At 48.3% G+C, this 22,818-nt stretch carries 13 protein-coding genes; 7 read left to right on the top strand and 6 right to left on the bottom strand.

Annotation, left to right across the window (positions count from 1 at the left end):
* Nucleotides 1-188 precede the first annotated feature (188 nt).
* Entirely contained in the window at nt 189-371 is a 183-nt protein-coding gene (locus tag F8N36_RS12060) for a hypothetical protein (RefSeq protein ID WP_291333059.1), read from the top strand.
* 252 nt (nt 372-623) lie between these two features.
* On the top strand, nt 624-6,785 hold the full coding sequence (locus F8N36_RS12055; RefSeq protein WP_291333058.1) for a hypothetical protein: 6,162 nt from the start codon (nt 624-626) through the stop codon (nt 6,783-6,785).
* A 403-nt stretch (nt 6,786-7,188) separates the two neighbouring features.
* On the opposite strand, the gene F8N36_RS12050 is transcribed toward F8N36_RS12055, so the two are convergent.
* A complete protein-coding gene (locus F8N36_RS12050) occupies nt 7,189-8,952 on the bottom strand; it encodes a methyl-accepting chemotaxis protein (protein WP_291333057.1) in 1,764 nt (587 codons plus the stop codon).
* 310 nt (nt 8,953-9,262) lie between these two features.
* Here F8N36_RS12050 and F8N36_RS12045 point away from each other — a divergent pair, with 310 nt between their 5' ends.
* Nucleotides 9,263-10,156 (top strand): LysR family transcriptional regulator, encoded by an 894-nt coding sequence (locus tag F8N36_RS12045; protein ID WP_291333056.1) that lies wholly within the window; start codon nt 9,263-9,265, stop codon nt 10,154-10,156.
* A gap of 419 nt (nt 10,157-10,575) precedes the next feature.
* Here F8N36_RS12045 and F8N36_RS12040 read toward each other — a convergent pair whose 3' ends face one another.
* Together F8N36_RS12040 and F8N36_RS12035 are read right to left on the bottom strand one after the other, a co-directional pair.
* A complete protein-coding gene (locus tag F8N36_RS12040) occupies nt 10,576-12,480 on the bottom strand; it encodes an autotransporter outer membrane beta-barrel domain-containing protein (RefSeq protein ID WP_291333055.1) in 1,905 nt (634 codons plus the stop codon).
* Nucleotides 12,481-13,109: 629 nt separating this feature from the next.
* Complete coding sequence (locus F8N36_RS12035; protein ID WP_291333054.1) at nt 13,110-13,382, bottom strand: hypothetical protein; 273 nt, start codon at nt 13,380-13,382, stop codon at nt 13,110-13,112.
* Between the two features lie 42 nt (nt 13,383-13,424).
* On the opposite strand from F8N36_RS12035, the gene F8N36_RS12030 reads away from it, so the two are divergent.
* Together F8N36_RS12030 and F8N36_RS12025 are read left to right on the top strand one after the other, a co-directional pair.
* A complete protein-coding gene (locus F8N36_RS12030; RefSeq protein WP_291333053.1) occupies nt 13,425-14,351 on the top strand; it encodes a YafY family protein in 927 nt (308 codons plus the stop codon).
* Between the two features lie 115 nt (nt 14,352-14,466).
* The gene (locus tag F8N36_RS12025; protein ID WP_291333052.1) at nt 14,467-15,090 is read left to right on the top strand and encodes a nitroreductase family protein; all 624 of its coding nucleotides are present in this window, start codon (nt 14,467-14,469) and stop codon (nt 15,088-15,090) included.
* A 132-nt stretch (nt 15,091-15,222) separates the two neighbouring features.
* On the opposite strand, the gene F8N36_RS12020 is transcribed toward F8N36_RS12025, so the two are convergent.
* On the bottom strand, nt 15,223-15,960 hold the full coding sequence (locus tag F8N36_RS12020; RefSeq protein ID WP_291333051.1) for an alpha/beta family hydrolase: 738 nt from the start codon (nt 15,958-15,960) through the stop codon (nt 15,223-15,225).
* A 309-nt stretch (nt 15,961-16,269) separates the two neighbouring features.
* Between F8N36_RS12020 and F8N36_RS12015 the strand changes: the two genes are divergently transcribed.
* Both F8N36_RS12015 and F8N36_RS12010 read left to right on the top strand, forming a co-directional pair.
* The gene (locus F8N36_RS12015) at nt 16,270-18,144 is read left to right on the top strand and encodes an ATP-binding cassette domain-containing protein (RefSeq protein WP_291333050.1); all 1,875 of its coding nucleotides are present in this window, start codon (nt 16,270-16,272) and stop codon (nt 18,142-18,144) included.
* 427 nt (nt 18,145-18,571) lie between these two features.
* The gene (locus F8N36_RS12010) at nt 18,572-20,296 is read left to right on the top strand and encodes a bacteriohemerythrin (protein ID WP_291333049.1); all 1,725 of its coding nucleotides are present in this window, start codon (nt 18,572-18,574) and stop codon (nt 20,294-20,296) included.
* A 246-nt stretch (nt 20,297-20,542) separates the two neighbouring features.
* On the opposite strand, the gene F8N36_RS12005 is transcribed toward F8N36_RS12010, so the two are convergent.
* Nucleotides 20,543-21,130 carry a hypothetical protein gene (locus tag F8N36_RS12005; RefSeq protein ID WP_291333048.1) on the bottom strand — a complete coding sequence of 196 codons (588 nt, stop codon included), beginning with the start codon at nt 21,128-21,130 and terminating at the stop codon, nt 20,543-20,545.
* A 356-nt stretch (nt 21,131-21,486) separates the two neighbouring features.
* Nucleotides 21,487-22,563 (bottom strand): GGDEF domain-containing protein, encoded by a 1,077-nt coding sequence (locus tag F8N36_RS12000; RefSeq protein ID WP_291333047.1) that lies wholly within the window; start codon nt 22,561-22,563, stop codon nt 21,487-21,489.
* Nucleotides 22,564-22,818: the final 255 nt, after the last annotated feature.

Genomic DNA, 22,818 nt, shown 5'->3' with positions numbered 1-22,818 from the left:
CTTAACTTTATTTTTTAACATAATAGCTAAAATATGAGATGATAGCAATCTGTTGGTGGGGGGGAGGGTGAACTCGCGTTCTAACGTCAACACCAGCCCTGCCGAGCGAGATCGGGGCCGCAGCTCACCAAGAAAAGAAATAACCCGTTGAGGGTTTGAACCAGCACCGGGCGCGTATGGAGCAGTGCATGGAAAACGGCGAGGCGGCGGCAATCGCATCAAAGGAATCTTTTGATAAATCGCGTGTAGTAATGGAAGGTTACGGCAAGGCGCTGCGGGGCGATTCGTGGTGGCTGGCAAGTTTGACATCTATATGCACGACACTGTTTCTGGTGTTGGTGCAAGCATGTATTGGATGGATCAGAAACTAGATGCCTAGCATCTAATCGGGCTGTGAAAAAACAAGGGAAGCGAGTTCGCAAGCTTCCCTTGTCTGGCATCAATACTTGTGAAAATATAGATTGTGTCATTGAAATGATGTTCTGGTAGATTCATTGTGCTGATAATTTTAGAAATGAGGTTATAGCTACTATTCAGAAGTCATTTTTTTGAGGCGGTACTAAGATGAAAGATTTTTATGCTAGTAGGTTTCGTACTTAACCGGTAAGCGAGGTTTATCCATCATGAACGACCATATGATGAAAATTTTGGGGATACTAATCCCCCCCCTTATTCGTGGTGGTTGGAATAAATGTAGGCCAGTTATCGAACGTAGAAAAATTATTTCTGGGAATTCAGTTTCTCGTACGTTCTTAATTGAACAACTGGAGCATGTATTAAATGTATTGAGTTACACGAAATTATCTTCACTTGATAATCTGGAAAACAGCTGTCTTTCGTTTCTTTCAAATCATGACAGTATTTATAATAAACCACATATGAAAGAGTGGCTCAATAATCAAAAGACGAGAGATATGTTCATAGAAAAGGCTATCGGAAAGTTTTCTGGAGATAGTTTCAAAGAACACAATGAATTTGATGAGTTGTTGGCATCTACATATATGGAAATATCTGGTGAAAATAATTTTTCAGCAAGACAAATAATTGAACTGACACATAAGTTGCTTGTTTGTAGTGTTACTGCATTGTTAGATGCTCAATCTAAAATTATTGATGAATTCGGGCAGCTTAGATTTGCGCAGATGTCAATTGATTTCAAGAAACAACTTGAGCCAATAATACTGGGGCAGGAACGTATAAACGAACGTTTAAATAATATACGCATTGGATTTCAATCACAGCCTTTAATAGATAAAATAGCACAAGATGCCTTGAAGTTAGTACTTTGGCGTGAGCCTTTTGAGGAAGTTGATTCTTTTAATGAGATCTCTGAACTAGCAAGTAGAGCAGAACTCGGTGATCTGTCGTCTGTAAGTAGGCCAATTCGTGTTACAATTTTTCGTGAGATGGCAAGGGCATGCTGCAATAAAAATGATTCGGAGCGGGGGGAGAAATGGTTAAAAGAAGCAAAAGCATTATCCGCTGACGAGGAGTTTGTCGTTGATAACCTTAGAATAAGGTTGAGTGCTGGTCGTGTAGACGAAGTCCTAACTGAAGCAAAAAATATTGATTCATTAAGTGTCAAAGAGTTTGTTTTCAATGTTTTGCTCACTCAGAAGGATAACTTGTCTGCATTAGAATACTATAATTATCAAATTAAAGATTCAAGCTTGTTGTCGGGAACAAAACTGTTGGGCTTCGCTATTAAGCAATGTGAAATTGGTGATTATAATTTTTCCTTAAAGCTGCTTGTTAGGGCTACTAAGACTCAAATTCAGGATTGTCCGGCTATTATTCCAATTAGGGCATTAATAAAAGTAGCAATTTGTACGGGGTGTATGGAGAAAGATTCACTATTTTCAACTCTGCCAATCCATCCGAAATTAGTCAAATTTGATGATACGCCTGAAATGAGAGGATTAAGGGTGTCAGCGTTGGAGGATGCAACAAATTTTATAGATAACTATTTATTGTTAAAAATTCCAAAATTCCAGGCTGCTATTGAAGAAGTTAAGTTATGGCTTGAGCTCGAACATCCAGACGATAATTTTCGAGAAAAAAAGCGTCATGCTTTCAATGAATTAATCGCTGATACCGAAAAGGCAGTCAGGTATTCTCGTTTTGCGTTTGACTACGGATATTCACTGGATATGCGTGGCATGAATAAATACCTAAATTTGCAAAAAAGTATTGGTGAATTAACATTTAATGAAACTATTGCGATCTTATTGTTAGCAATGAATCAAGATACGCCACAAGCTGTCTTGCAGCTTCTTGATGAGAACAGTGCCAGCATTACAAAAGTAATAAAGATGGAATATTTTGTTAGTCTTAAGGCGGAGGTCCTCCACAAATGCGGTAGAAGAGATGAGTGTGAGAAATATATCAATGATAACCGTGATGTTATTGGTGAAATAAAAGCTAATACTCTTAAGTCGCTATTTCTCAAAGAAAATTTAGAGGATCCTGTGGCACCATATCGTGAGGGTTTTGAGCTTACGAGCGGTGAGGGGGAAAGGCGATTGTTGATTAAGGCACTTGAAGATAACCACAGATATTTAGAAGCAGCAGAACATCTGACTTATTTTTTTAATAAAACGCCAAGCTACGAAGAAGCGGAAAGAATTCTTTACCATTTTATCAAATGTGGAGAATATAAAAAAGCAAACGATTTTTTGTGCCAAGGTGTTGTGCAGCTGTTGATTGCAGAAAATCCTAATTTGCAAAGCCTTAATGCATGGATTGCTTACTTTAATGGCGATATTGTTGAAGCGTCTTCAATCCTGAAGCTGCTTCCTAAACATCGTGAAAAAAATGATAATAATTACAGACTCGCTCTGCTGATCGCTCAGGAAACAGGAAATTGGGAAGATGGGCTTGACGAGCTTGTTTACGCAAAAAATAACGCCGAGACACTCTCCTATGATGAGCTCGTTCGCTATGCCGGACTGAGCTGGTTAATCAAAGCCCCTGGGCAGATCGCCATAGATCTACTTAAGGCCGCCTCGGTAAAGGCATCTGACTCAAATGACGCATTTGCTCTAACTCGGATATATTCCTTAGCCATTCGTATCGGCGATAGCCAGCTAAAAAAAATTGCTGAAAGCGCACTTACTCAAGCGCAGGAACTTTCAACTACGGCTGAAGGACCTTTAACTGCTGTTCCCTATAGTGAGTTAGAAACAATATTTAGACAGGCCCATGAATATGAAAGCAGTATTTCAGAGAATGTCAGGCTTGGCACTATTCCTTTAATTTTTGCTATTCAGAAGAATGGAGCATTATCTAATGTCCTCGCTGGACAGATGCTTTATAATGAGCAGCAGCTTGATTGGCGAAAAAAAAATTGTATTCCTCTTTTTTGTGGAAACAGAATAGACGAAATTCCTAAAATAAAAAGTATTGCTATCGATAGATCCAGTTTGATCACTTTGGCCTATTTAAAATCATTAAATATAGTCTTTAGTGCATTCGACAAAGTTGCAATTACAAATTCTTGCATGACAGAGTTTCTAGAAGATATTGAAAAAATTCGTTTCCATCAGGCGTCACAAGTTACAGAAGCGCGGCTCGTGGAGCGCCTCATTGCCGAACAAAAAGTTAAAACTTGTAAAAGTGAGGCGTGTGCTATTTCTGATGATATCCCTGCTGGCTTGAGCAGGGATTTAAGTATGCTGGTCGTTCAGGCCAAAAAAAACAATGGATATGTCGTTATTGCCAAAGACGAATATGATACTGCAAGTTTTCTAACAAAAAAGGTAGATTTGTCTGCTATAGATTCTGTGTTAATAGATTTAATTGAAATTGTAAGTTTTCTTTCACACGAAGGAGTCATTGCAAAAGATAATGAAGAAAAAATTGTACAATATCATAAGTCAAACCATTTATATTCTGTCAGTCATAAAAAAATTTCAAGGCATACACAACTTTTTCTAGATAGCTATGCCTTGGATTGTCTTATAAGGTATGGAATCATTGAAAATCTTTTAAAAGTTAATTTAGAAGTTTTTATATCGGAAGAAATGCGTCTTCATTATCTTGGTTTACTTTCTTATGTAGACAGGCAGTCTGATGTTGAAGATATTATTACAATGATTAGAAATGAAGTTAGTGGAGGCATTGCGTCAGGTAAAATACAATTTTTGATAAGAAATAAGAGCGACGAGGATTATGACGGTTTCTCCTTGCAGGCTTTGTTAGCCCATGGCCATGAACGTGATGCCATCGTAGTTGATGATAGATTTGTAAATAAAAATATTGGGGAGTCCCCGATAATAATGTCTAGTTTGGACGTGCTAAGGCGTCTACAGTGTGCATCAGTTATTACTGAACAAGGTTTGAGTGATATTTATAAAAAATTGCGAAGGTGTGGAACGGTCTTTGTTCCGTTGACAAGCCAAGAAGTTCTTGCGGCTGCAAATCAAAGTTTTCAGCAGAATAAACAATCAATCGAGTTAACTGAATTTATAGAATATTTTTGTATGATTGGTAAAACATCTATTCTAGTTTTGCCGGATGAAATGCCTTTCATTCTATCTTGTGTCAAAGTATGCACAACTGCAATAAAGGATGTCTGGATTAATGAGGAAGTTGTTGAGGCGGCTCGAAAAAAATCTATTTATATACATAAAATTTTAGATGCTTTGTATTGCTGCTTACCTACTTCAGATTCGCGGGGCTTTGCGGGAGCATATGCCCGCACTGCCGGAGCAATTGTTGCATTGCTTGCCGACGCAAACTTTCTCCACGAACCTAGTAAGGTGAAAGCCTATTTCGAGTTTGTTGAGGACTTCATACTAAAAGCAGATAATTATTTAGCAACGTTTGTTTATCCATCGCTTAGTGATCTGTTTCGTAAGGTAATAAACGATATGGTCTGCAATCATGAGGGCGAGGGTAGCCCTTATAGCTATGCAGAAATATTAAAATTTTGCATGTTGCAATTGCACCCTCGAATTAAATCCCTATTGCTAAAAGACCCCGAATTCTATGAAAAATATATGGAATGTTTTGGGCAAGTCACAATATGCAATGCGTCTTTTTCATATAATAACTTCTTGGGGAAAATAAGAGAAATTGCTAATGGTCATGTGCATAATTTGATTGATGATAGCGGCAATAAAACAAGTTTAAGGGTTGAAAAAACAGGGAGTGGAGCAATTCAATTTGTTAATGGGGACAGTAGCTGTGAGTTAACCGCAGGTTGTATCCTTACGGATTCAACAAAAGCTCGCCAAAGAATTCTTAACGTCCTCAAGGAAACATATGACTTTCCGCGCGAGCTTGTTCGAAAGTGGAAAAAGAGTATTAATGTTGAGTTGACTAACTCTGATTATTGGGAGCTCGTTGATGACATTGGCAAATTACCTTCTGTTGTATTGGATAAGATAGAAGCTGAAATATCACGGACGCATAAGCTATTGGCTGATTCTCTCACCCCCCAGTCTGTTGATACATTTGTTGCGCTGTTTGGTAAGCCGATGTCGCACAATATTGATGGTTTTTTTCTTAGTTCAGCTGTCCTACGGGGACGATTGCTTGCTAGAAACTTGAAGAAGGCGTTGTATGAATTTGGGCCAAGCTCTGTAATCCCTTCAAAGCAAATGTTGGATACATGTTTGCATAAGAGGTGTGATTTTTCTGTTGAGTTTTTGCAACATTGTGCAAGTACGTTTAAAGATCCATTTAGTCTTATGCTTATATTTGATATCTGTGCAGCGTTATCTTGTGAAAATAATTGTTACGTTGCGATTGGTAAGGACATCATCAAGAGGATTGTCGAAGCATCATCCTCAAATGAATTTATTGATTTTGAGATTAGCTTGCACTTTGTGTCCCCCTCGCTTGTTCAAAAAAATATTTTGAAAGATTTTCCTCTTTACTTCCAGCGACTTTGTGCTTGGGGGTGGTCTGGGTACGTTTCCCGAATTTTAAATAAATATGAATTTGATAGAACTGCGTTGTTGAAGTGTTTAAGAGACGAACAAAACGATTTGTTTTTGTTATCAGGTTTAACTGGCGGGCTTGAATCGCCGTTATGGCAAAATTGTCAAATTTCAAAGCCGTATATTGTTGGGTTTCTTTGTAATAGAATAATAGCTTCTATTGATGTCTTTTGCACGAAAGGCGTGCCGAAAGAATGGAGCGACTTGCTTTTAGGTGCCAATTCAAAGAAGGCAACTGCTGAAAACAATATTTATGTCCTGCATCCAACGCCGTTCTCTGGGTTGAGCCAGCACTATCGTGAGCTAATCATTCCTGATGAAATTTCGTTAGAGATTGCCAGAAGGTTTGAGATGTTTGAGGCGAAAGAGTTCTTGCTTTCTCTCTATGCCTGCTCTCATTTATTTCGGGTTAGCCCTGAACATATTGAAAAAATAATAATTTCATGTAAACGATTGAAGACCTCATATGCAGAAATTAAGGATGATGATTTATTTAAGATAGTTGAAGGAGTGAGCCGGATTGCATCGATAAGTTACTCTACAGAACTGGCTGAAACTATAGTTGAATGGATTCTGTCAAGGATTGTTGAGCAACATAAAAATGAAGAGTTTCTATGTCTATGCGCAGTTCTGAATGTCTTTAATTCTTACAGTAATTCGGAGCAGGCGCTTAATTTTCTGAGAGAAAAATCATCAATAATTGCCAATGTTAGTAGTGACAAGGATGCAATAAATAGATGCTTGTCACTAATTAGACGTGTGGAATTTTGTTTTCCTGAGTTTCGTCATTGTTTGCTTACGGCAAAATCTATTTTTACACTTGGAAAATATGCAAACTAAATACTACAATAAACTTGCTGTATTGATTAGTCTTTTTTATGGAGAACGTTACATGATCCAGTTGAAAAGCCTTAGATAGATAATTGTTCGCAATTTTTTTGAGGCTAATTTATTTTGGACATCAAACCGTATATATCTTTTTTGTTTAGTTAGATAATTTAATTATTTCAGGTAATTGTTTGTAATTATGAATCCCACCCTCTCCGCCATTAGTAAATAATTAAGGCTGCTATGCTTAATTGCATGGCAGCCTATTTTTGTTTCTGCGCCGTTTGTAGTTCGATTTGTGGTTCAATTAAGTTTTTATCTTTGGTTTCTAGATGAAGCTTCGCCAGTTGTCCCTGCATAAATTGAAAAAGGCCCTTCTTATAAAGGGCCTCACCATGGCGTATTTGTTGGGGGCTTAACTGTGGCTCTTCATTTCAGAAATAAGCCGTTGCAGTGATTGCGACTGCTGGGCCAATTCTGTAACTGCCCTTGATGCCTGCTCCATAGCCTGTGCCGTTTCAGCCGAGATGGTGGCCACCTGCTCCACCGAGCGGTTGATCTCTTCGCTGGCAGCTGATTGCTGTTCACTGGCAGTGGCGATGGACTGAACCTGATCGTTAACCATGTGAACAAAATCCAGAATTTGCTTGAGAGACTTGCCGGATTGTGCAGAAAGTTTTGCTGCTTCTTCGATAGAAGCCCCAGCCTGATCCACATTGTGTATGTTCTTGCGCGTGCCTTCCTGAATGCCCGCAATGGCCTGGCCCACTTCCTGGGTGGCTGTCATGGTCTTTTCAGCCAGCTTGCGCACTTCATCAGCCACTACAGCAAACCCGCGCCCTGCATCTCCGGCGCGTGCCGCTTCAATGGCCGCGTTAAGGGCCAGCAGGTTGGTCTGATCTGCGATGTCGGCAATAACGCCCATGATCTGTCCAATGCCCTCAGCCTGCTTGCCCAGTGCGTTCATATCTTCCTTGATGGCAATGGATTGGGTGTGAACAGATTCAATGCTTTTGACTGCATTGTTTACAATTTGAGACCCTTCCTGCGCCTGTTGCCGTGCCTGATGTGATATGTCTGCCGCCTGTTGGGCGTTTTTCGCCACTTCAAGCACGGTTGCGTTCATTTCTTCCATGGCAGTGGCTGTTTCACGCACTCGCCCCGATTGTTCGTCTGCCCCGCGGCTCGATTGCTCTATCTGGGCTGAAAGTTCTTCGGAAGCGGCAGAAACAATTCCCACCACGCCTTCCAGATGCTGGGCAGCCTGAAGCATTCCTTCGGCTTTGGCCCGTTCTGCAGCGGCAGTTGCCTCCTTTGCCATCTGCGTGGCTGCTTCTGCCTGCTTCGCCTGACGGGAGGCCTCCTGGCTTTTTTCTTCTGCCTCTGCGATCTTGTCTTTCATGGTTTGCACCATGTTCTGCAAGACCATGTAAACCCCGCCAGCTTTCTTTTTTGCCCGGAAAGTAACGTCAAGGTCACCGCCAGCAATGGCACCTGCTACCTGCGCGAGATAGCCAGGATCCTCGCCAAGCTGCCTCATAACGCTGGCAGTCAAAAGCACGCCAAGGCCAATGGAAAAAAACAGACAGGCTAGCAGTATGCCATAAAGATATCTGCTGGTTGCTTCGGCCAGCTCCACGTTGCTCTCGGCCAGGTTTTTTGCATGCAGGCTTTTTGTGGCCACTATTTTGTCCATGATCTTCTGGTAGTTGCCTGCAGCAGGAACCACCTCATTGGCAAGAACAGCCCTTGCCTCTGGATATTTTTTATCCAGAACCTTGGTTATCATGTTCTTTGAAGTTTGCTCATAGGTGGCTGCAGCCTGCTTGAATTCATTGATAATGGCCACGCCCTCTTCAGAAATGAGCGAACTCTCAACGGATTCAGTTCTTTTATTTATATATGAACGTATCCTTTTTATTTCTTCAATCTGCTGAGGGATATTTGCAAGCTCTTCGTTGTTGGCAAGCTCACGCACAATGATGCGCATTTTGTAGTAATGCTCGACAATTGAAATAAGGTCTTTCATTGGAGCGGTGGCTTTTTCATAAAGCGTTGAGTCGGCAGATTTCATGGTTTCTATTTTTGAAACCGAAAATATCCCGACCACAAGGGTGATAAGTGAAGTGGCGAGGAATCCTGAGAGCAGTTTTTGCTGAAGGGTGAGTTGCCCAGTCATAAGGTCTCCTAAGTCAGGATAGTATTTTGAGTATATATGATTGGTAGGGAAATATAAAATTTATGTAAAATGTTTTTTATGCATGAGGAATGCAATTTTAGCATAACTGCAAGTTGGGAATATTTCTTTGAAAAAAATGTAATATTGGTTAATAAGGATTAAGGAACAATGAGGTGTCTGTGGCGCCTTTGTTGTATTGAACAACACGGTAAGGCATATATTTGTAAAAAAAGTTGCAGCGCTGTTGTTAGTCTATATGAACAATTTTATGCTATTAAGATAGTTCATATGGAGTATGCGTGAGGCCAATATGGAAATTCGACATTTGAAATATTTTCAGAAGGTTGCTTCAACGCAAAACATTTCTCATGCTGCTGAGATGTTAAATATCTCTCAATCATCTGTCACTCGAGCAATACAAGAGATTGAGAATGAAGCTAATACATTGTTACTATGTAGAAATCCTACTGGTGTTACCCTTACTGCTGCAGGAAAAAAATTTTACATACATACAAACAGAATACTGGCATTGATCAATGAAGCCATTCGCGATGTGAAAAGTGAATGTGAGCAGTCTAAAAAAATAAATATTGGGTTTTGTCCTGGTATTCTTGCATTTGAACTCATAGATACACTGCGTAATAACGCATATGACGTGTCGGCACTGCATTTTTTTGAGTTTGATTTTCACGAGCAGATTCAGGCGTTGCGCAATGAACAACTTGACGTTGCTCTGGTGCGATATTCCAACGGTATGCATTTTGATGGGGGCTATGCAGACCTTGCGTACATACCTTTCAAGCGATTGCGGGTGCACGCGGTGCTTCCGGTAACACACAGGTTTGCCGGTAAAAAATCTCTTTTGCTGGAAGAGCTGCGCAATGAAGTTTTTGTCACCCTGCCAGAATCTCAGTATGGAATTGCAAGAAGGGTGTTTTTGGAAAATTGTGACAGAGCTGGGTTTGTGCCGCGCATTGCGGTTGAATCCAACGGCTTTTTGGCTGCTCTAGCTACCGTTGCCGCTGGTTCTTGTATCGGGCTGTTTTCAAAAAGCATTGTCAGTGCAACCCTCCCCGGCCTGATATATGTGCCCATCGCAGATGAAGCGTGCTACATAGAAATTTCATGTGTGTATAAGAAAGAAGAAAAGAGGGCGCACGCTCTCGAATTTATCAATGTTTTGCGATCCTGTTTTGACGAGTAGCGTGCTGTTTTTGGGGGATGGGCTGGTGTGCCGTTGGCTGCCCTATCAGAGTATTGGGCAACGATTTCAGAGCGCTTTGCTTGAAATCCCCATGGTATGAATGGGGTGAAGCGAACTCGCGCACGTTTTTGAATCGTTTTTTATGATCATCTGCTGGCCAGCGTGCCTGCAAAGGCTGCCAACCTTCAGGTGAGCCCTACACACCGTCATCATAAATAATTACAACGGCGAGTTGCCCCGGATGGCAGCTCGCCGTTGTTTCGTTTGCAAAGGCAATACCCCGAGCGTGAGTGGGGCAGAATGTATGCGGTATAACTGGCTTTGCAGACTGGAAAAAGCATTTGGCGAAAGGGTATATTCTCCCCAGTCTGTTTTCAGCAATGCGTCACAAACGCCTCATGCCAACGCTCCCAAGAAAACTAAAATTCGTACTTGGCCTGCAGGCTGCCAGTCAGGCCCTCACGTTTGCCCACATATCCCTGTACTCCAAGATCAAAAGACAGCGGCAGTGATGCGCACGGCGTGTAAACAAGCCCCAGCTCTCCCGTGCCGGTATCACCGCGCATGGAAGGGGCCTTCATGTCATAGCCATTGGTGCTGGCGCGCGCTTTGCCGTCAAATTCGCGCTCATAGGCAGCGCCAACATAGGGGCTGATGTACTCGTTCACTGTGTAGCTTAAGCGGGAGCCGAGGCGCAGGCGGTTTGAATCCACATCCTTGAAATCGATGGGGTCACCCGTAGACAGGGTGACGGAATCGCCATTTTGATGTGTCCAAAAGTACTTGCCATACAGGTCAAGGGTCACATTGTCCGTTATATTCCAGATATAGCCTGTTCCCAGATGCAGACCGTAATAGGTGGATGATGAGTCGTATTCCGCACTGCGGCCGCTGGCATCGCGCAGGTCTGAGCTTTCATATTTGTTGTGCAGGCCGCCCGCCCGTCCCGAAGCCTCAATATAGATGTGCCCGGGGCCGGTCTGGGCAAAATCCATGCGCCCAAGAATGCCGCCACCGAGATATCGCGAGTTGCCGTCACCCTCAACCGAAGCAGCGTTGCTGAACGAATTGTACGTGCTGTACGAGCCGTTGCCATACTCAAAAAATGGTCCGAATGTCAGGCGACCGATGGCGGTATTCGCACCCCAGGCGAAACCAGCCAGCAGCGATACGCTGTGCATATCCACATGCGAACCGGTATTGTATCTGACAGACCCACCAGAAAGCGCCCCAAACCCTGCTGGGGCACTGCCGCCCCCGGCAGGACCAGCCTTGGCAGCGGAAACGGCGGCATTCATGCCCTGGCTTGCGGCCACGTCCGCCCCCTGCGTCACCATGCCCACGCCGGAAACAAAGCCTTCTGAAAGGGCCTTGGTCTGCTCGTTTACGGTAGGCCCGCTACTGGTGGAGACCGTAGCAAGCAGCTTGTTGTTGTCTGTTGTGATGTCAAAGTTGTACAGCAGGGTTACGCCCTGCATGCCCTTGCCGCTGGCCGTGGAGTTAAGCCCGCTGTTGGTGACCAGCGTACCTGCGTTGATGAGCGTTATGGAGTCGCCCATTTTCAAGGGAGAAGAATTGCCGTCAATGCCCACATTGACAGTGGAGGACCGCCCAGCGCTGCCCGTCAGGTTCGCCGTGCCGGTCACGGTCAGTACAGTATCACCCGCCGACAGCGTGGACGGCAGGTAAAAATTGAGGTTCTGAAAATTGTAAAGATTGCCCACCGTCAGGCCAGAAGTTTTTACGTTCAGGGTATTGCCGCTGAATGCCTCTCCACCTGTTCCGGCAAGCAGGTATCCACCATAAAGAGTCGTGCCTGCCAGATTCGGCGATCCGCTGATGGTCACGGTATTGTTTGTGGCTTGTCCGGTGCCATTGGGCGCGCTTACATACCCTGCGTAAACATTGGATACCGAACCACCGCTGATATTGATGGTATTGCCGGAGGCCGCATGCGTTCCCCCCAAAAAATCAGCTGTGGCATACCCGCCAACAATATTGTTTATGGATCCGGCGCTGAGATTGACAATATTGTTGGAAGCCGTGGCGGTTCCTGTGCCAGTGGTGCTGCCCACATAGGCAAAGCCGCCATATACATAACGTGCTGTTCCGCCATTGAGATTCACAGTATTGCCAGAAGCTGTCATTGAACCAGGGGTTACGTTTTTGGCAAATCCGCCATAGATATCAATGGTACTGCTGCCAATAAAAGCCGGATTAATCGTCACAGTGTTGTTGCTGGACCCGACATCAATGCCAGGGACTGTTCCACTATAATACCCACCGTATATTCCAAAATCGACGACGCCACCGTTAATATTCACGGTGTTGCCGTATGAATAAATATTTTCGGCATGTGATGCTATATTATTTGTTCCTCCGATGCCTATTGGCCCATTCAGATATGGAGCATTGCCTATAACATCCTTGTAATTCGAGGTGTAGTTAACAGTAGCGGAAATGCCCATACTGGGGTGAATAAGCGACGTTCCGGCTAGTAGTAGTAAAAAACACAGCAGATGTTTTTTATTAGCCCGAAAACCACACTGCATACTGCGCAACACATTTCGACAGATGGAAAAATTCATTACCTGCTCCAGAAGAAAACACTAGCAACAGCAATACACTGGCTGGCCTGCGAAAACCGGCAACAGTCACGCCCGTCTTGCCGACATGCCCTTGCACGGAAAGCAAAGCGGCGCAGCAGAATACCTGCTGTCGCCATATGCATAACCGGGGCAATCGGGTCCACCATAAATGCCTCCTCCAGGACAAAAACATAACGGCCTGAATGAAGTGCACAATTCCAGCCGTCTTTTGCTCTATTTATTCACACAGCGGTATCACCCGGTGAGGGCATTATGCGAAATCTCTGTTCACCCCAAAGGGTGATTGCCCCGTGTGACACGCCTAAATGCCAGTTTTTAGCTTCCGGCTTGTTCTCTCGAAAAATTCAACCGCGCTCACTGGGCAAGGTGAGGAAGAGCCATTTGCGGAAAGCCAGAACATTGGTATTCACCTTTTGACGGACCAGAGAAACGGATTGACCAGCAATGCACGAACAATGCGCCCGATACGTCTGGCCTGTTTTCGTCCCTTTGATGCCGGATAGAGCGCCGTTGTCATTGTCAGTGAAACATGGGAAGCGAAAATGGCGGGTTGCCATGAAGCAATCCGCCAAGAATAATGAAGATTTTTTGAGATTCAAAAAAACAGGAAACGGCACGATGTTGCACGGTACTGTGGCCTTTGCGAGGAGGCAGAAAGCATGCAGATCGAACGCCTTTTCAAGATTCTTTTTCTTTTGCTGAATGGTACGTGCGCAACGTCCAAAGAGCTTGCGGAGCGCTGCTCCGTGTCTGTTCGCACTATTCAGCGAGATATAGATACCCTGAGCCTTGCGGGTATTCCGGTGCATTCAAGCCGTGGGTACAGAGGCGGTGTGAATCTGCCGCGTGAATTTACCCTGGACAAGACCTTCATCACCGAGAGGGAACAGGCAGACGTTCTCAATGGCCTGCAGGCCTTGCATGGTGCTGGTTATCCAGATGTAAACGAATCATTTCAGAAACTCGCAGCGGTGTTCAGAAAAAAGGCAGAAGACCGCTGGTTGCGCGTGGATTTTTCTTCATGGCACGATTCCGGCTTTGGTAAGGAAAAGTTCAACCGGCTTAAGGAGGCCATTCTGGAAAAAAGGGTAATTGAATTTACCTATTACAATTCAGAAAACCAGGTATCCCAGCGAATTGCCGAACCGTTGTGCATGCTGTTTCGTGAGCGGGCCTGGTACATCTGGGCTTTTGACCGGGGCAGGCAGGAAGAATGCGCGGTAAGAGCCTCCCGGATGCGCAATCTCGTGGTGAAGAATGAAAGCTTCACCCGTGTCATGCAGTCCAACCCCATGGATACCCCAGATTATGCCAAGGCATATGAATTCCAGCGAGTGGTATTGCGCATTACGGGCAATTACGCTTTCAGGATTTTTGATGAATTTCCAGAACTCGACATTCATCAGCAGCCCGACGGCTCTTTCATTGTTGACCAGCCAATGCCGGTTAACGAGTGGCTGATGGGGTACCTTCTCTCCTTTGCAGACGGCCTTGATGTGCTTGAGCCGCAAAGTCTTCGCAGAATGATGCGCGAAAAAATTTCGCTTATGCTGCAGAAATACGACAGGCAGTTGTCCGATTCCTGATTATACAGTCATGCCTGTGGCCGTCATGGGTATTTTGTCTTTTCGTCAGAGCCAACAGCCCGAAAGGCGCATCGTGCACGGCCTATGCGACGAGTAACAATCAGGAGAATGTATTGTGAATATTTATCAGGCAATTGCCGCTCGTAGAACCATCCGCGATTTTGAGGATAAACCGGTTGAAATGGACCTTGTGGAGCAGATAATCAACGCGGGCCTCAAAGCCCCGACCAACAATCACCTGCGACAGTGGGAATTTGTCATCGTGAACGACAGGGAGGAGAGGGGCAGGCTTCTCCGGGTCAGGAACATGACCGACAAAGACGAATGCGAGGCCATGCTCGATGGTTTCGGCATGACGGACGAGGTGCAGCGCGATATGTATCGTGCGGCGATGCCAAGGCAGTTTTCCATGCTCTATAACGCCGGGTGCCTGGTACTTCCCTTTTTCAGGGTCAGGGGGCCACTGATGCAGCCAAGTTGCCTGAGCTCGCTCAACGATTTTGCCTCTATCTGGTGCTGTATCGAAAACATGCTGCTTGCGGCCGCCGCTGAAGGCATATTGGGAGTTACCCGTATACCGATGACAGATGAATCTGAACACATCAGGCAGGTGGTCGGGCATCCTGAAAACTATGTAATGCCGTGTTACGTTGCTCTGGGGTATCCCGCAAAAGACGCTGTTATTCCTGTGCAGAAGGTTATTCATACAAGGGATCGAATACACATGAACGCGTGGTAAAACAAAAAGCCCGGCTTGCCCGGGTTTTTTGTTGGGATATACTGAATTTAGGTCTGGTCGCTAAGATTCGGCCAACCATTTGCTGGGATAAATCGTTTGTGCGCCCTGCCTCTTGCTCACCGGCCTGAATAATTATTTTTTTCCCATCAACTGCTTTTGAAAAAACTCCAGAGCGCGGTGCTCGGCATCCGTGGCGGCAGGGGGGGTAAAGCCGTGCCCCGCGCCGGGGTACACCACCATTTCAGCCGGTTGGCCAAGGCTGCGGGTCATTTCTACCAGCTCCCTGCCCCGTTCGATGGGTACAACGGTATCTGCATCGCCGTGCAGTTCCAGCAGGGGCGGCATGTGGGTGATGGGGTGTTTGCTGCCAGCAGCGCGCTGGGGGGGAATGCCGCCGTAATAAACCACCAGGGCAGCAATTCTTTTGTCCTGGCTGGCAACCGCAGTACCCAGGTATCCCCCCTGCGAAAAACCCACTATGCCCACGGGCCGGGTTTTGGGCTCCTGCGCCTCTACCTTGGTTACAACATCGCTGATCATCTGCGCCCAGTCGCCAATTCTGCGTGAAAAATTGGCGCGCCGGGTCTCCACTGTTTTGGAGTACGCCACATCCTGTTCATTATAATAATTCAGCACGTAGGCATCAAACCCCGCCTGTGCCAGCTGAGTGGCATTGCGTTCGTAAAAATTCCGGTATTTCTCGAGCCCCTGGCTGCCGTGCAGAACAATAATGGCCGGGTGCGGCCCAGGCCCGGCGGCCAGGAATGCCTTGACCACCAGTGGCCCTCGGGATGTGACCTCGGTGGTTTCGTGCGTCTGTATGTCGTCCGCAAAGGCGCGGCCAAATCCACCAAGAATAACAGCCATCATACACCAGCAAAAAATTATGGCGCTACGCATGTTCCTGCTCGCGGGTAAAGGATAAAATTTTCGGCAATGCTTCGGTTACGCTCTTTAAGAGGGCAATACAATGGCGGCGTCAGCCGCGCCCGAGGCGCCAACCTGTGCGCAGGCACGTTGCGTCAGCTTCTCCGCTGGGGTAATGATACGCGTCTGCGGAGAGGCGACAGCGGGCTTTTTTGAAGGCCAGATGCTGACAGCCCCGTGGGCGGCAACCCAAAAACTACGCGTGGCCATTTGGCCTCGGGCAGAATCATATCACCCGTTTTGGAGAATATTTTGGCATTTTTGAGCATGCAGGGCGTTACCCTGAACCTTGGCGGCAAGCCGTTACTGGATTCGGCTGATTTATCCGTTGAAATTGGCGACCGGCTTTGCCTTGTGGGCCGCAACGGCGCGGGCAAGTCCTCGCTGCTGGCGCTTCTTGGCGGGCAGATGCCGCCCAGTTCCGGCATGATTATCCGTCCTGGTATGCTCATAGGCCAGATGCCTCAGGACGTGCCCGAACACTGGAGCGGCACGGTTTTTTCTCTCGTGGCAGAGGTGCTGGGTGAAGAGGGCAAGGCGCTGGCCGCCGCCCACGCGGGCGCGGAACACGGTGTGGAGATATCTGGCGGCTGGGAACGCTACGGTGAGGTGCTGGCGGTCATCAACCATCTGGGGCTGAACCCCGATGCCGACTTTACCTCCCTTTCTGGCGGCACCAAGCGTCGTGTGGCGCTGGCCCGAGCGCTAATCTGCTCTGAAGACCTCATTCTCGACGAGCCCACCAACCATCTGGATATCGCCACCATCACCTGGCTGGAAGAATTTTTGCTGCGCAAGGCCCGCACGCTGATTTTTGTCAGCCACGACAGGGCGTTTGCCAAGCGCCTTGCCACGCGGGTGGTGGAGGTGGATCGCGGCAAACTGCACAATTATTCCTGCGGGTTTGACCGTTACCCCGAACGGCGCGAGGAGCGGCTAGCCGCCGAAGAACGTGCCTTTGCCCTGCAGGACAAAAAGCTGGCGCAAGAGGAAACCTGGATCCGTCAGGGAATCAAGGCCCGCCGTACGCGCAACATGGGCCGAGTGCGCGCCCTTGTGGCCCTGCGTGCCGAGCGCGCCGCCCGGCGCGAAAAGCAGGGCAACGTGCGCATGGCTGCGCAGGAGGCCGGGCGCTCTGGCAAGCTGGTGATCGAGGCCGATAATATTTCGGTGGGTTACCCCGGCAAACCGCCGCTTATCCGCGAATTTTCCACCATTATCCAGCGCGGCGACCGTGTGGGGCTCATAGGTGAAAACGGTACGGGCAAAACTTCGCTTATCCGTGTGCTGCTGGGCGAGCAGGAGCCCACAGAGGGCACGGTGCGTCTGGGTACGAATCTGGAAGTAAGCTATTTTGACCAGCTGCGCGAAACCCTCGATCCCGAGGCCAGCGTCATGCACAGCGTGGCCGAGGGCAACGACGTGGTCACCGTGGGCGGCAATAACCGCCATGTGGCTGGCTATTTACAGGATTTTCTTTTCACGCCCGACCGCCTGCGCCTGCCGGTCAAGGTGCTCTCTGGCGGTGAGCGCAACCGGCTGCTGCTGGCCAAGCTCTTTACCCGGCCATCCAACGTACTGGTGCTCGACGAACCCACCAACGATCTGGATGCAGAAACGCTTGAACTGCTTGAAGAACTTATTTCAGATTATGCGGGCACGGTGCTCATCGTCAGCCACGACCGCAGCTTTCTCGATAACCTGGTGACCAGCGTCATTGCTCTTGAGGGCGACGGCATGGCCCACGAATATGTTGGCGCGTATACAGACTGGTTGCGGCAGCGGGCCACCCCCGCGCAGGAGCGCAAGACCGAAGACAAGGCCGCCCGTCAGGCCCCCCGCCTTGTCACCGACAAACCCCGCAGACGCAGCTTTAAGGAACAGCGCGAATTTGAGCTGCTAGGCAAAGAGCTGGAATCCTTGCCGGAGCGGCTGGACGCTTTGGAGCAGGAGCAGCAGACTCTGGAGGCAACCCTGGCCGATCCGGAGCTTTTTGCGCGCGATCCCGATGCCTTTGCCCAGACAACTGACCGTCTTGTGGACCTTGAGGCCGAGCAGACAGAAATGCTGCAGCGCTGGGAATTTGTGGAGCAGCGTCTGGAGGAACTGGGCGAGCTGGCTTGCTAGCTGCAAGGTGTTTTTGCCCTCTTTGTGGCAGTTCTTGTTACAGAGCAGGTTGCCCGTGGCACCTGCTCTTTTTTATGCTGGAATCTGTGAGCTAACAATTTAAAAAAATTGGTTTGCCTTAAATAAGGTAAAATCCAAACTATCCGTTAAGCATTTGAAAGGGCCGCAATGGGGCGGCTTGCGAGCACGCCGCGAATCGGCTTTTCAACCCACGGCTGGCGCTTCTGCGAGGCGCAGTACCGACTATAAAATTTATCATTATTATATCGGTTCTATAAATATCTTTCGGCTGTTGCATTCAAGGCGCTGAAACTCTATATAAGGTTGTCAAAAATCCCCCCCCTGGTGTTTATGTATATAAAATTTCTGTTCATACTGGGCAGAGAAAAACTGTGCCAGCCCCCCTCAGGGAGAGAAGAGTATAGCTATGGAAGCAGGTACCAGCCTCAAAATTCGTTTGTTTTCCGCAGCAGCAGTGCTGATGTGCGGCGGTGCTGCATCGTTTGCGTATAGCGCTTTTTGGGATGAATCATTGATGGTGCACGCCTCGCTGTTTAGCGTTGCCGCACTGTCGGGGCTCTTTCTGCTGTGGACAATCCACAGCCAGCTGATGCTTCCCTTGCGTACTATCCGCAACTACGCCCGCGGTGTTGCCAACGGAAGTTCCGCCGCGTGCCCTCTGGACCCCATGCCCAAGGAATATTCCGACCTGCGTGACAGCATCTGCGCCATGGTTGAATCTTTGGCAAAGGCTCTGGACGACGCCCAGCGCAAGGGCGATGAGGCCCAGCGGCTTGCCGCCGACAGCAACAAGGCCCTGCAGGAAAGCCGCGAGGCAGAGGTGCAGATTCGCAAGCTGCTCAACGACATGAATATTGCTTCGCAAAAGGCAGCCAATGCTTCTGCCAGTATTTTTGCCGGGGTGCGCGAGCTGGGCCAGAACATGGAAAATGTTGATAACGACGTTATCATGCAGCGCGAACGCATGCGGGAAGCCTCGCAGGCCATTGAACAGATCAACACGGCCATTCAGGACATAGCGCACAATACGGGCAAGGCTGCGGAAGATGCGGAGATGGCCCGCAATGGTGCCGTTACCGGTGCGCAGGGAGTACGGGCGGCGGTAACCTCCATCGGGCAGGTCAAAGGGCGCATTCTTTCGCTCAAGGAAACCATGACAAGCCTTGGCCAGCAGGCCGAGGGCATTGGCGCGGTAGTGGGCGTTATTACCGATATCGCTGACCAGACAAACCTGTTGGCGCTGAACGCCGCCATTGAGGCTGCCCGTGCCGGTGAGGCCGGGCGTGGATTTGCCGTGGTTGCCGACGAAGTGCGCAAACTGGCAGAAAAAACCATGAACGCCACGCGCGAGGTTGGTGAATCGCTGCGCAGCATTCAGACCAAGGCGCGCGAAAACGTGCAGGCAGTTGACGCTGCCGCGCAGGATATCATCAACAGCGCCAGCACCGCTGAGCAGGCCGCCGAAGATGTGAACCACATCGCCGATTTTGTGCAGCAGGCAGCCAACGAGGTCTCGGCCATCGCCGCGGCCAGCAACGCGCAAACCGCCGCCAGCGAGCAGGTGCGACGGGGCGTAACAGAGGTAAACACCGTTGCCGCGGCCACCGCAGAGCATGTGAACAATTCCATCCGGGTACTGGTAGAAATATCCGGCCAGGCAGAAGAGCTCGATGCCATTATCGGCGCCATGGGCAAGGGCAAGCTTGCGGGCGTGGTTGATTCTGACCAGCTCATCAGCTGGACAGACGATCTCTCTGTGGGCGTGGGCATTATTGACGAGCAGCACAAGGGGCTTGTGGATCTCATCAACGAGCTCAATGCCGCCATGCGCCAGCGCCGTTCAGATTCCGTGCTTGTGGGTGTGCTCGAACGGCTCAAGCAGTACACCGTCAAGCACTTTGCCACGGAAGAAGAACTTTTTGACAAGTTTGGCTATCCCGATACGGCCTCCCACAAAAAGGCGCACCATGATCTGGTGGAAAAGGTTCTGGCTTTTGAAGCCGAGCTCAGATCCGGGCGCGCCAAGGTTACCATGGAAATCATGCGTTTTTTGAAAGACTGGCTGGTGGGGCATATCATGGGCACAGACAAACGCTACGGGCCCTTCCTGAACAGCAAGGGCGTGCATTAGCCGTGCAGGTGTTTGCCTGTTCTGGACTGGATTGTCGTTTCAGAAATACGGGAGCTGGTCACCTGGGTGGCCAGCTCTTCTGTTTTTGGGGGCATATCCAAAGCGCATCCGTACCGCCCACTTGACGGCGGGTGCAAAAACAGAACAGGCGAGCCGCAGATGCAGCCCGCCTGTTGGATTTGTAGCGGATTGGCACATCGGCCTGCCGAGCCCGAGTATGGCAGATGGCAGGCTGTTACGCTGCGATCAGCGTTTGACCTTCTTGTTCACGGCGATATCCACAGCTTCAATGTAGCTGATGGCAATGGTGTCGCCAGCCTTGACCTTGTCGAGGTTGGCGGGGTTCTGCGCCTTCACGACCACATCGGTGCCGTCAATAAATTCCATCTTTACCAGCTGGTTAGCCTTATCCACGGCGTATATCTTGGCGGTCACAATGGTTTGCGTCACGCCTACGCCACGCGGCTTTGAGCCGGGCTTGGCCGTGGCCACAACAACGGTCTGCTCGTTGATCTGTTCGCCGGGTTCAGCAAGAAAAACTTCCAGTTCGCGGCTGAAGGTGACGGTAATGACATCGCCTTTTTTCACCTGCCGCAGATTCACGACATCCTTGCCAACGTGGATGGTAAAGGCACGGCCTTCGGGCGAGCGCAGGGTTACTTTGCGGGTCTTGAGATTGACAGCAGTAACCGTGGCTACCGTGGTCTTCAGTTCAGAGCTCTGCCAGGTAAGGGGTGTGGTGGTGTCGGGCGCTGGGGGCGGCGGGGTTTTGGCGCAGGCAAACATGCTCAGGGCCAAAAGGCCAATTACCAGTACTTTACACGCTGATTTCATGCGATTCCCTCCCGAATAGTCTGTTGGACAGGATTGGTGCCGCCATAGACCACCAATGGCGGCAGGATGCTTTTCATGAAACTCGGCTGGATCTGGGAATGCTGGAGCGGTAGCTGGAACAAAGGCAGATGAAATGTTGTGGGGCAAGTATCTGACACCACAGGAAAGGCTGCAGGCTGTGTCCTGACAGGGCAGATGCTCGGGGCGCTGCTGCCCTGTGGTGGAACCCCTGAAGCAGGAACGCTCCACGCCGTCTTCATCAGCCATGCATCTCTGCCCGAATGCCATCCATTGTGGGGCAGTGCGGCACGATTGCCCCGGCTTTGTCTTGCAGGCGGCTGTGCGGGCAGCGTCTTCTAGATCGAAACGTCGTTCTCTTCGTCCAGAATCAGGAACTTGTCGTTGGGCTTGATAACCACCGCGCGTGATCGTGCATTGTGTTTGGCATGATAGAGCGCCTTGTCCGACCTTTCAAAAAGCTGCTCGATGGTCTGAACCTGCGGTGTGTTGCTGTCCAGCACTGCAATTCCTGCACTTACGGTGATGTGCAGGTTGTTTTTTACAACATTCCCTTCCGTATCGCGGATGAGAAGGTTGAAATTCTTGATGGCCGAGCAGAAGCGGTTTATGACGCGTGCCATCTGGTGCGCGTCCGGGCCAGAAGCCATAAGGGAAAACTCATCGCCCCCAAAACGGCCAGCCATGGCTTCGGTCTGCGCGTCAAATTCTTCGCGCGCCCGTTTTAGATGAGAGCCCACTACCTTGAGAACCTGATCGCCGATAAGATGCCCGAAGGTATCGTTGAAATCCTTGAAGTGATCAATGTCAAACAGGGCGATGGCAACGGGGTGCCTGTCGGCCAGCCAGCGTCCGCTGGCATTTTTCATGAACAGGTCAAGGCTCAGGCGGTTGGAAACCTCAGTGAGGGGGTCAATAAAGGCCAGATTTTCAAGCGTGCAGATGTCTTCTTCAAAAAGCACCTTCACCCGGTGAAAGGCAGACTGAAGTTTTTCAAGCATCATGGTGCTGTCTGCGCTTTCGGCAACAATGGCCATGCTTTCAGATTCCAGGTGGCTGATATCGCCATAACGGGAAGAAAGCTTGCTGAAAAACTGGTCAATAACTGAAGCCGTTTCGTGAACCATGCTGTCGAGCTGCTTCACAATGGGCTTGCTGAAAATTTCGCTGCACCGGCGGATGGTGGATACCAGATGTTCTTCAGTATAGTGCTTGCTTTTTAATATGTCTTCCATCTGCGCAAGCAGGGCGATTTTTTGATCCTGATCAAGATAATGGTAATCTTTCATTTCCCTGAAAAAGAGCAAAAGAGAACGCCAGCGCGTTTCCGGAGGAACGCCCGCCTTGTCAAACATCTCAAAGAGTTTGATGTAGGTGTTTGTGCAGTCAGCTGAAGATGTTCTGGATTTTGGCATGGTGGCGTTATCTGTGTCTTTGTAACAATGAGGGAAAAACCGGGATTGCACCGGGATTGTTCCAATTCTTGGAGTAGTAACTTCTGTGGATGGTCATGTCAAAGATTGTGATAATCGGTTGTCAGAAAAAGTGTGGGATTTTCTGCTGAGGTGGTGGCGGTATTTTTTTGAACAGGGTGTTATTTAACGCAAAAAGGCGACAGATTTTAATCTGTCGCCTTTTTGTCATTTTCCTTGTCAGCCCTGTGGGCTGTA

It is taken from the genome of Desulfovibrio sp., from assembly GCF_009712225.1.
Taxonomy (GTDB): domain Bacteria; phylum Desulfobacterota; class Desulfovibrionia; order Desulfovibrionales; family Desulfovibrionaceae; genus Desulfovibrio.
This window is presented reverse-complemented; position numbering and strand designations above follow the sequence as displayed.

Excerpts from the sequence above, each read along its gene's own strand:
- F8N36_RS12060 (WP_291333059.1), top strand. The coding sequence starts at position 189 with ATGGAAAACGGCGAGGCGGCGGCAATCGCATCAAAGGAATCTTTTGAT.
- F8N36_RS12055 (WP_291333058.1), top strand. The coding sequence starts at position 624 with ATGAACGACCATATGATGAAAATTTTGGGGATACTAATCCCCCCCCTT.
- F8N36_RS12050 (WP_291333057.1), bottom strand. The coding sequence starts at position 8,952 with ATGACTGGGCAACTCACCCTTCAGCAAAAACTGCTCTCAGGATTCCTC.
- F8N36_RS12045 (WP_291333056.1), top strand. The coding sequence starts at position 9,263 with ATGGAAATTCGACATTTGAAATATTTTCAGAAGGTTGCTTCAACGCAA.
- F8N36_RS12030 (WP_291333053.1), top strand. The coding sequence starts at position 13,425 with ATGCAGATCGAACGCCTTTTCAAGATTCTTTTTCTTTTGCTGAATGGT.
- F8N36_RS12020 (WP_291333051.1), bottom strand. The coding sequence starts at position 15,960 with ATGATGGCTGTTATTCTTGGTGGATTTGGCCGCGCCTTTGCGGACGAC.
- F8N36_RS12010 (WP_291333049.1), top strand. The coding sequence starts at position 18,572 with ATGGAAGCAGGTACCAGCCTCAAAATTCGTTTGTTTTCCGCAGCAGCA.
- F8N36_RS12005 (WP_291333048.1), bottom strand. The coding sequence starts at position 21,130 with ATGAAATCAGCGTGTAAAGTACTGGTAATTGGCCTTTTGGCCCTGAGC.
- F8N36_RS12000 (WP_291333047.1), bottom strand. The coding sequence starts at position 22,563 with ATGCCAAAATCCAGAACATCTTCAGCTGACTGCACAAACACCTACATC.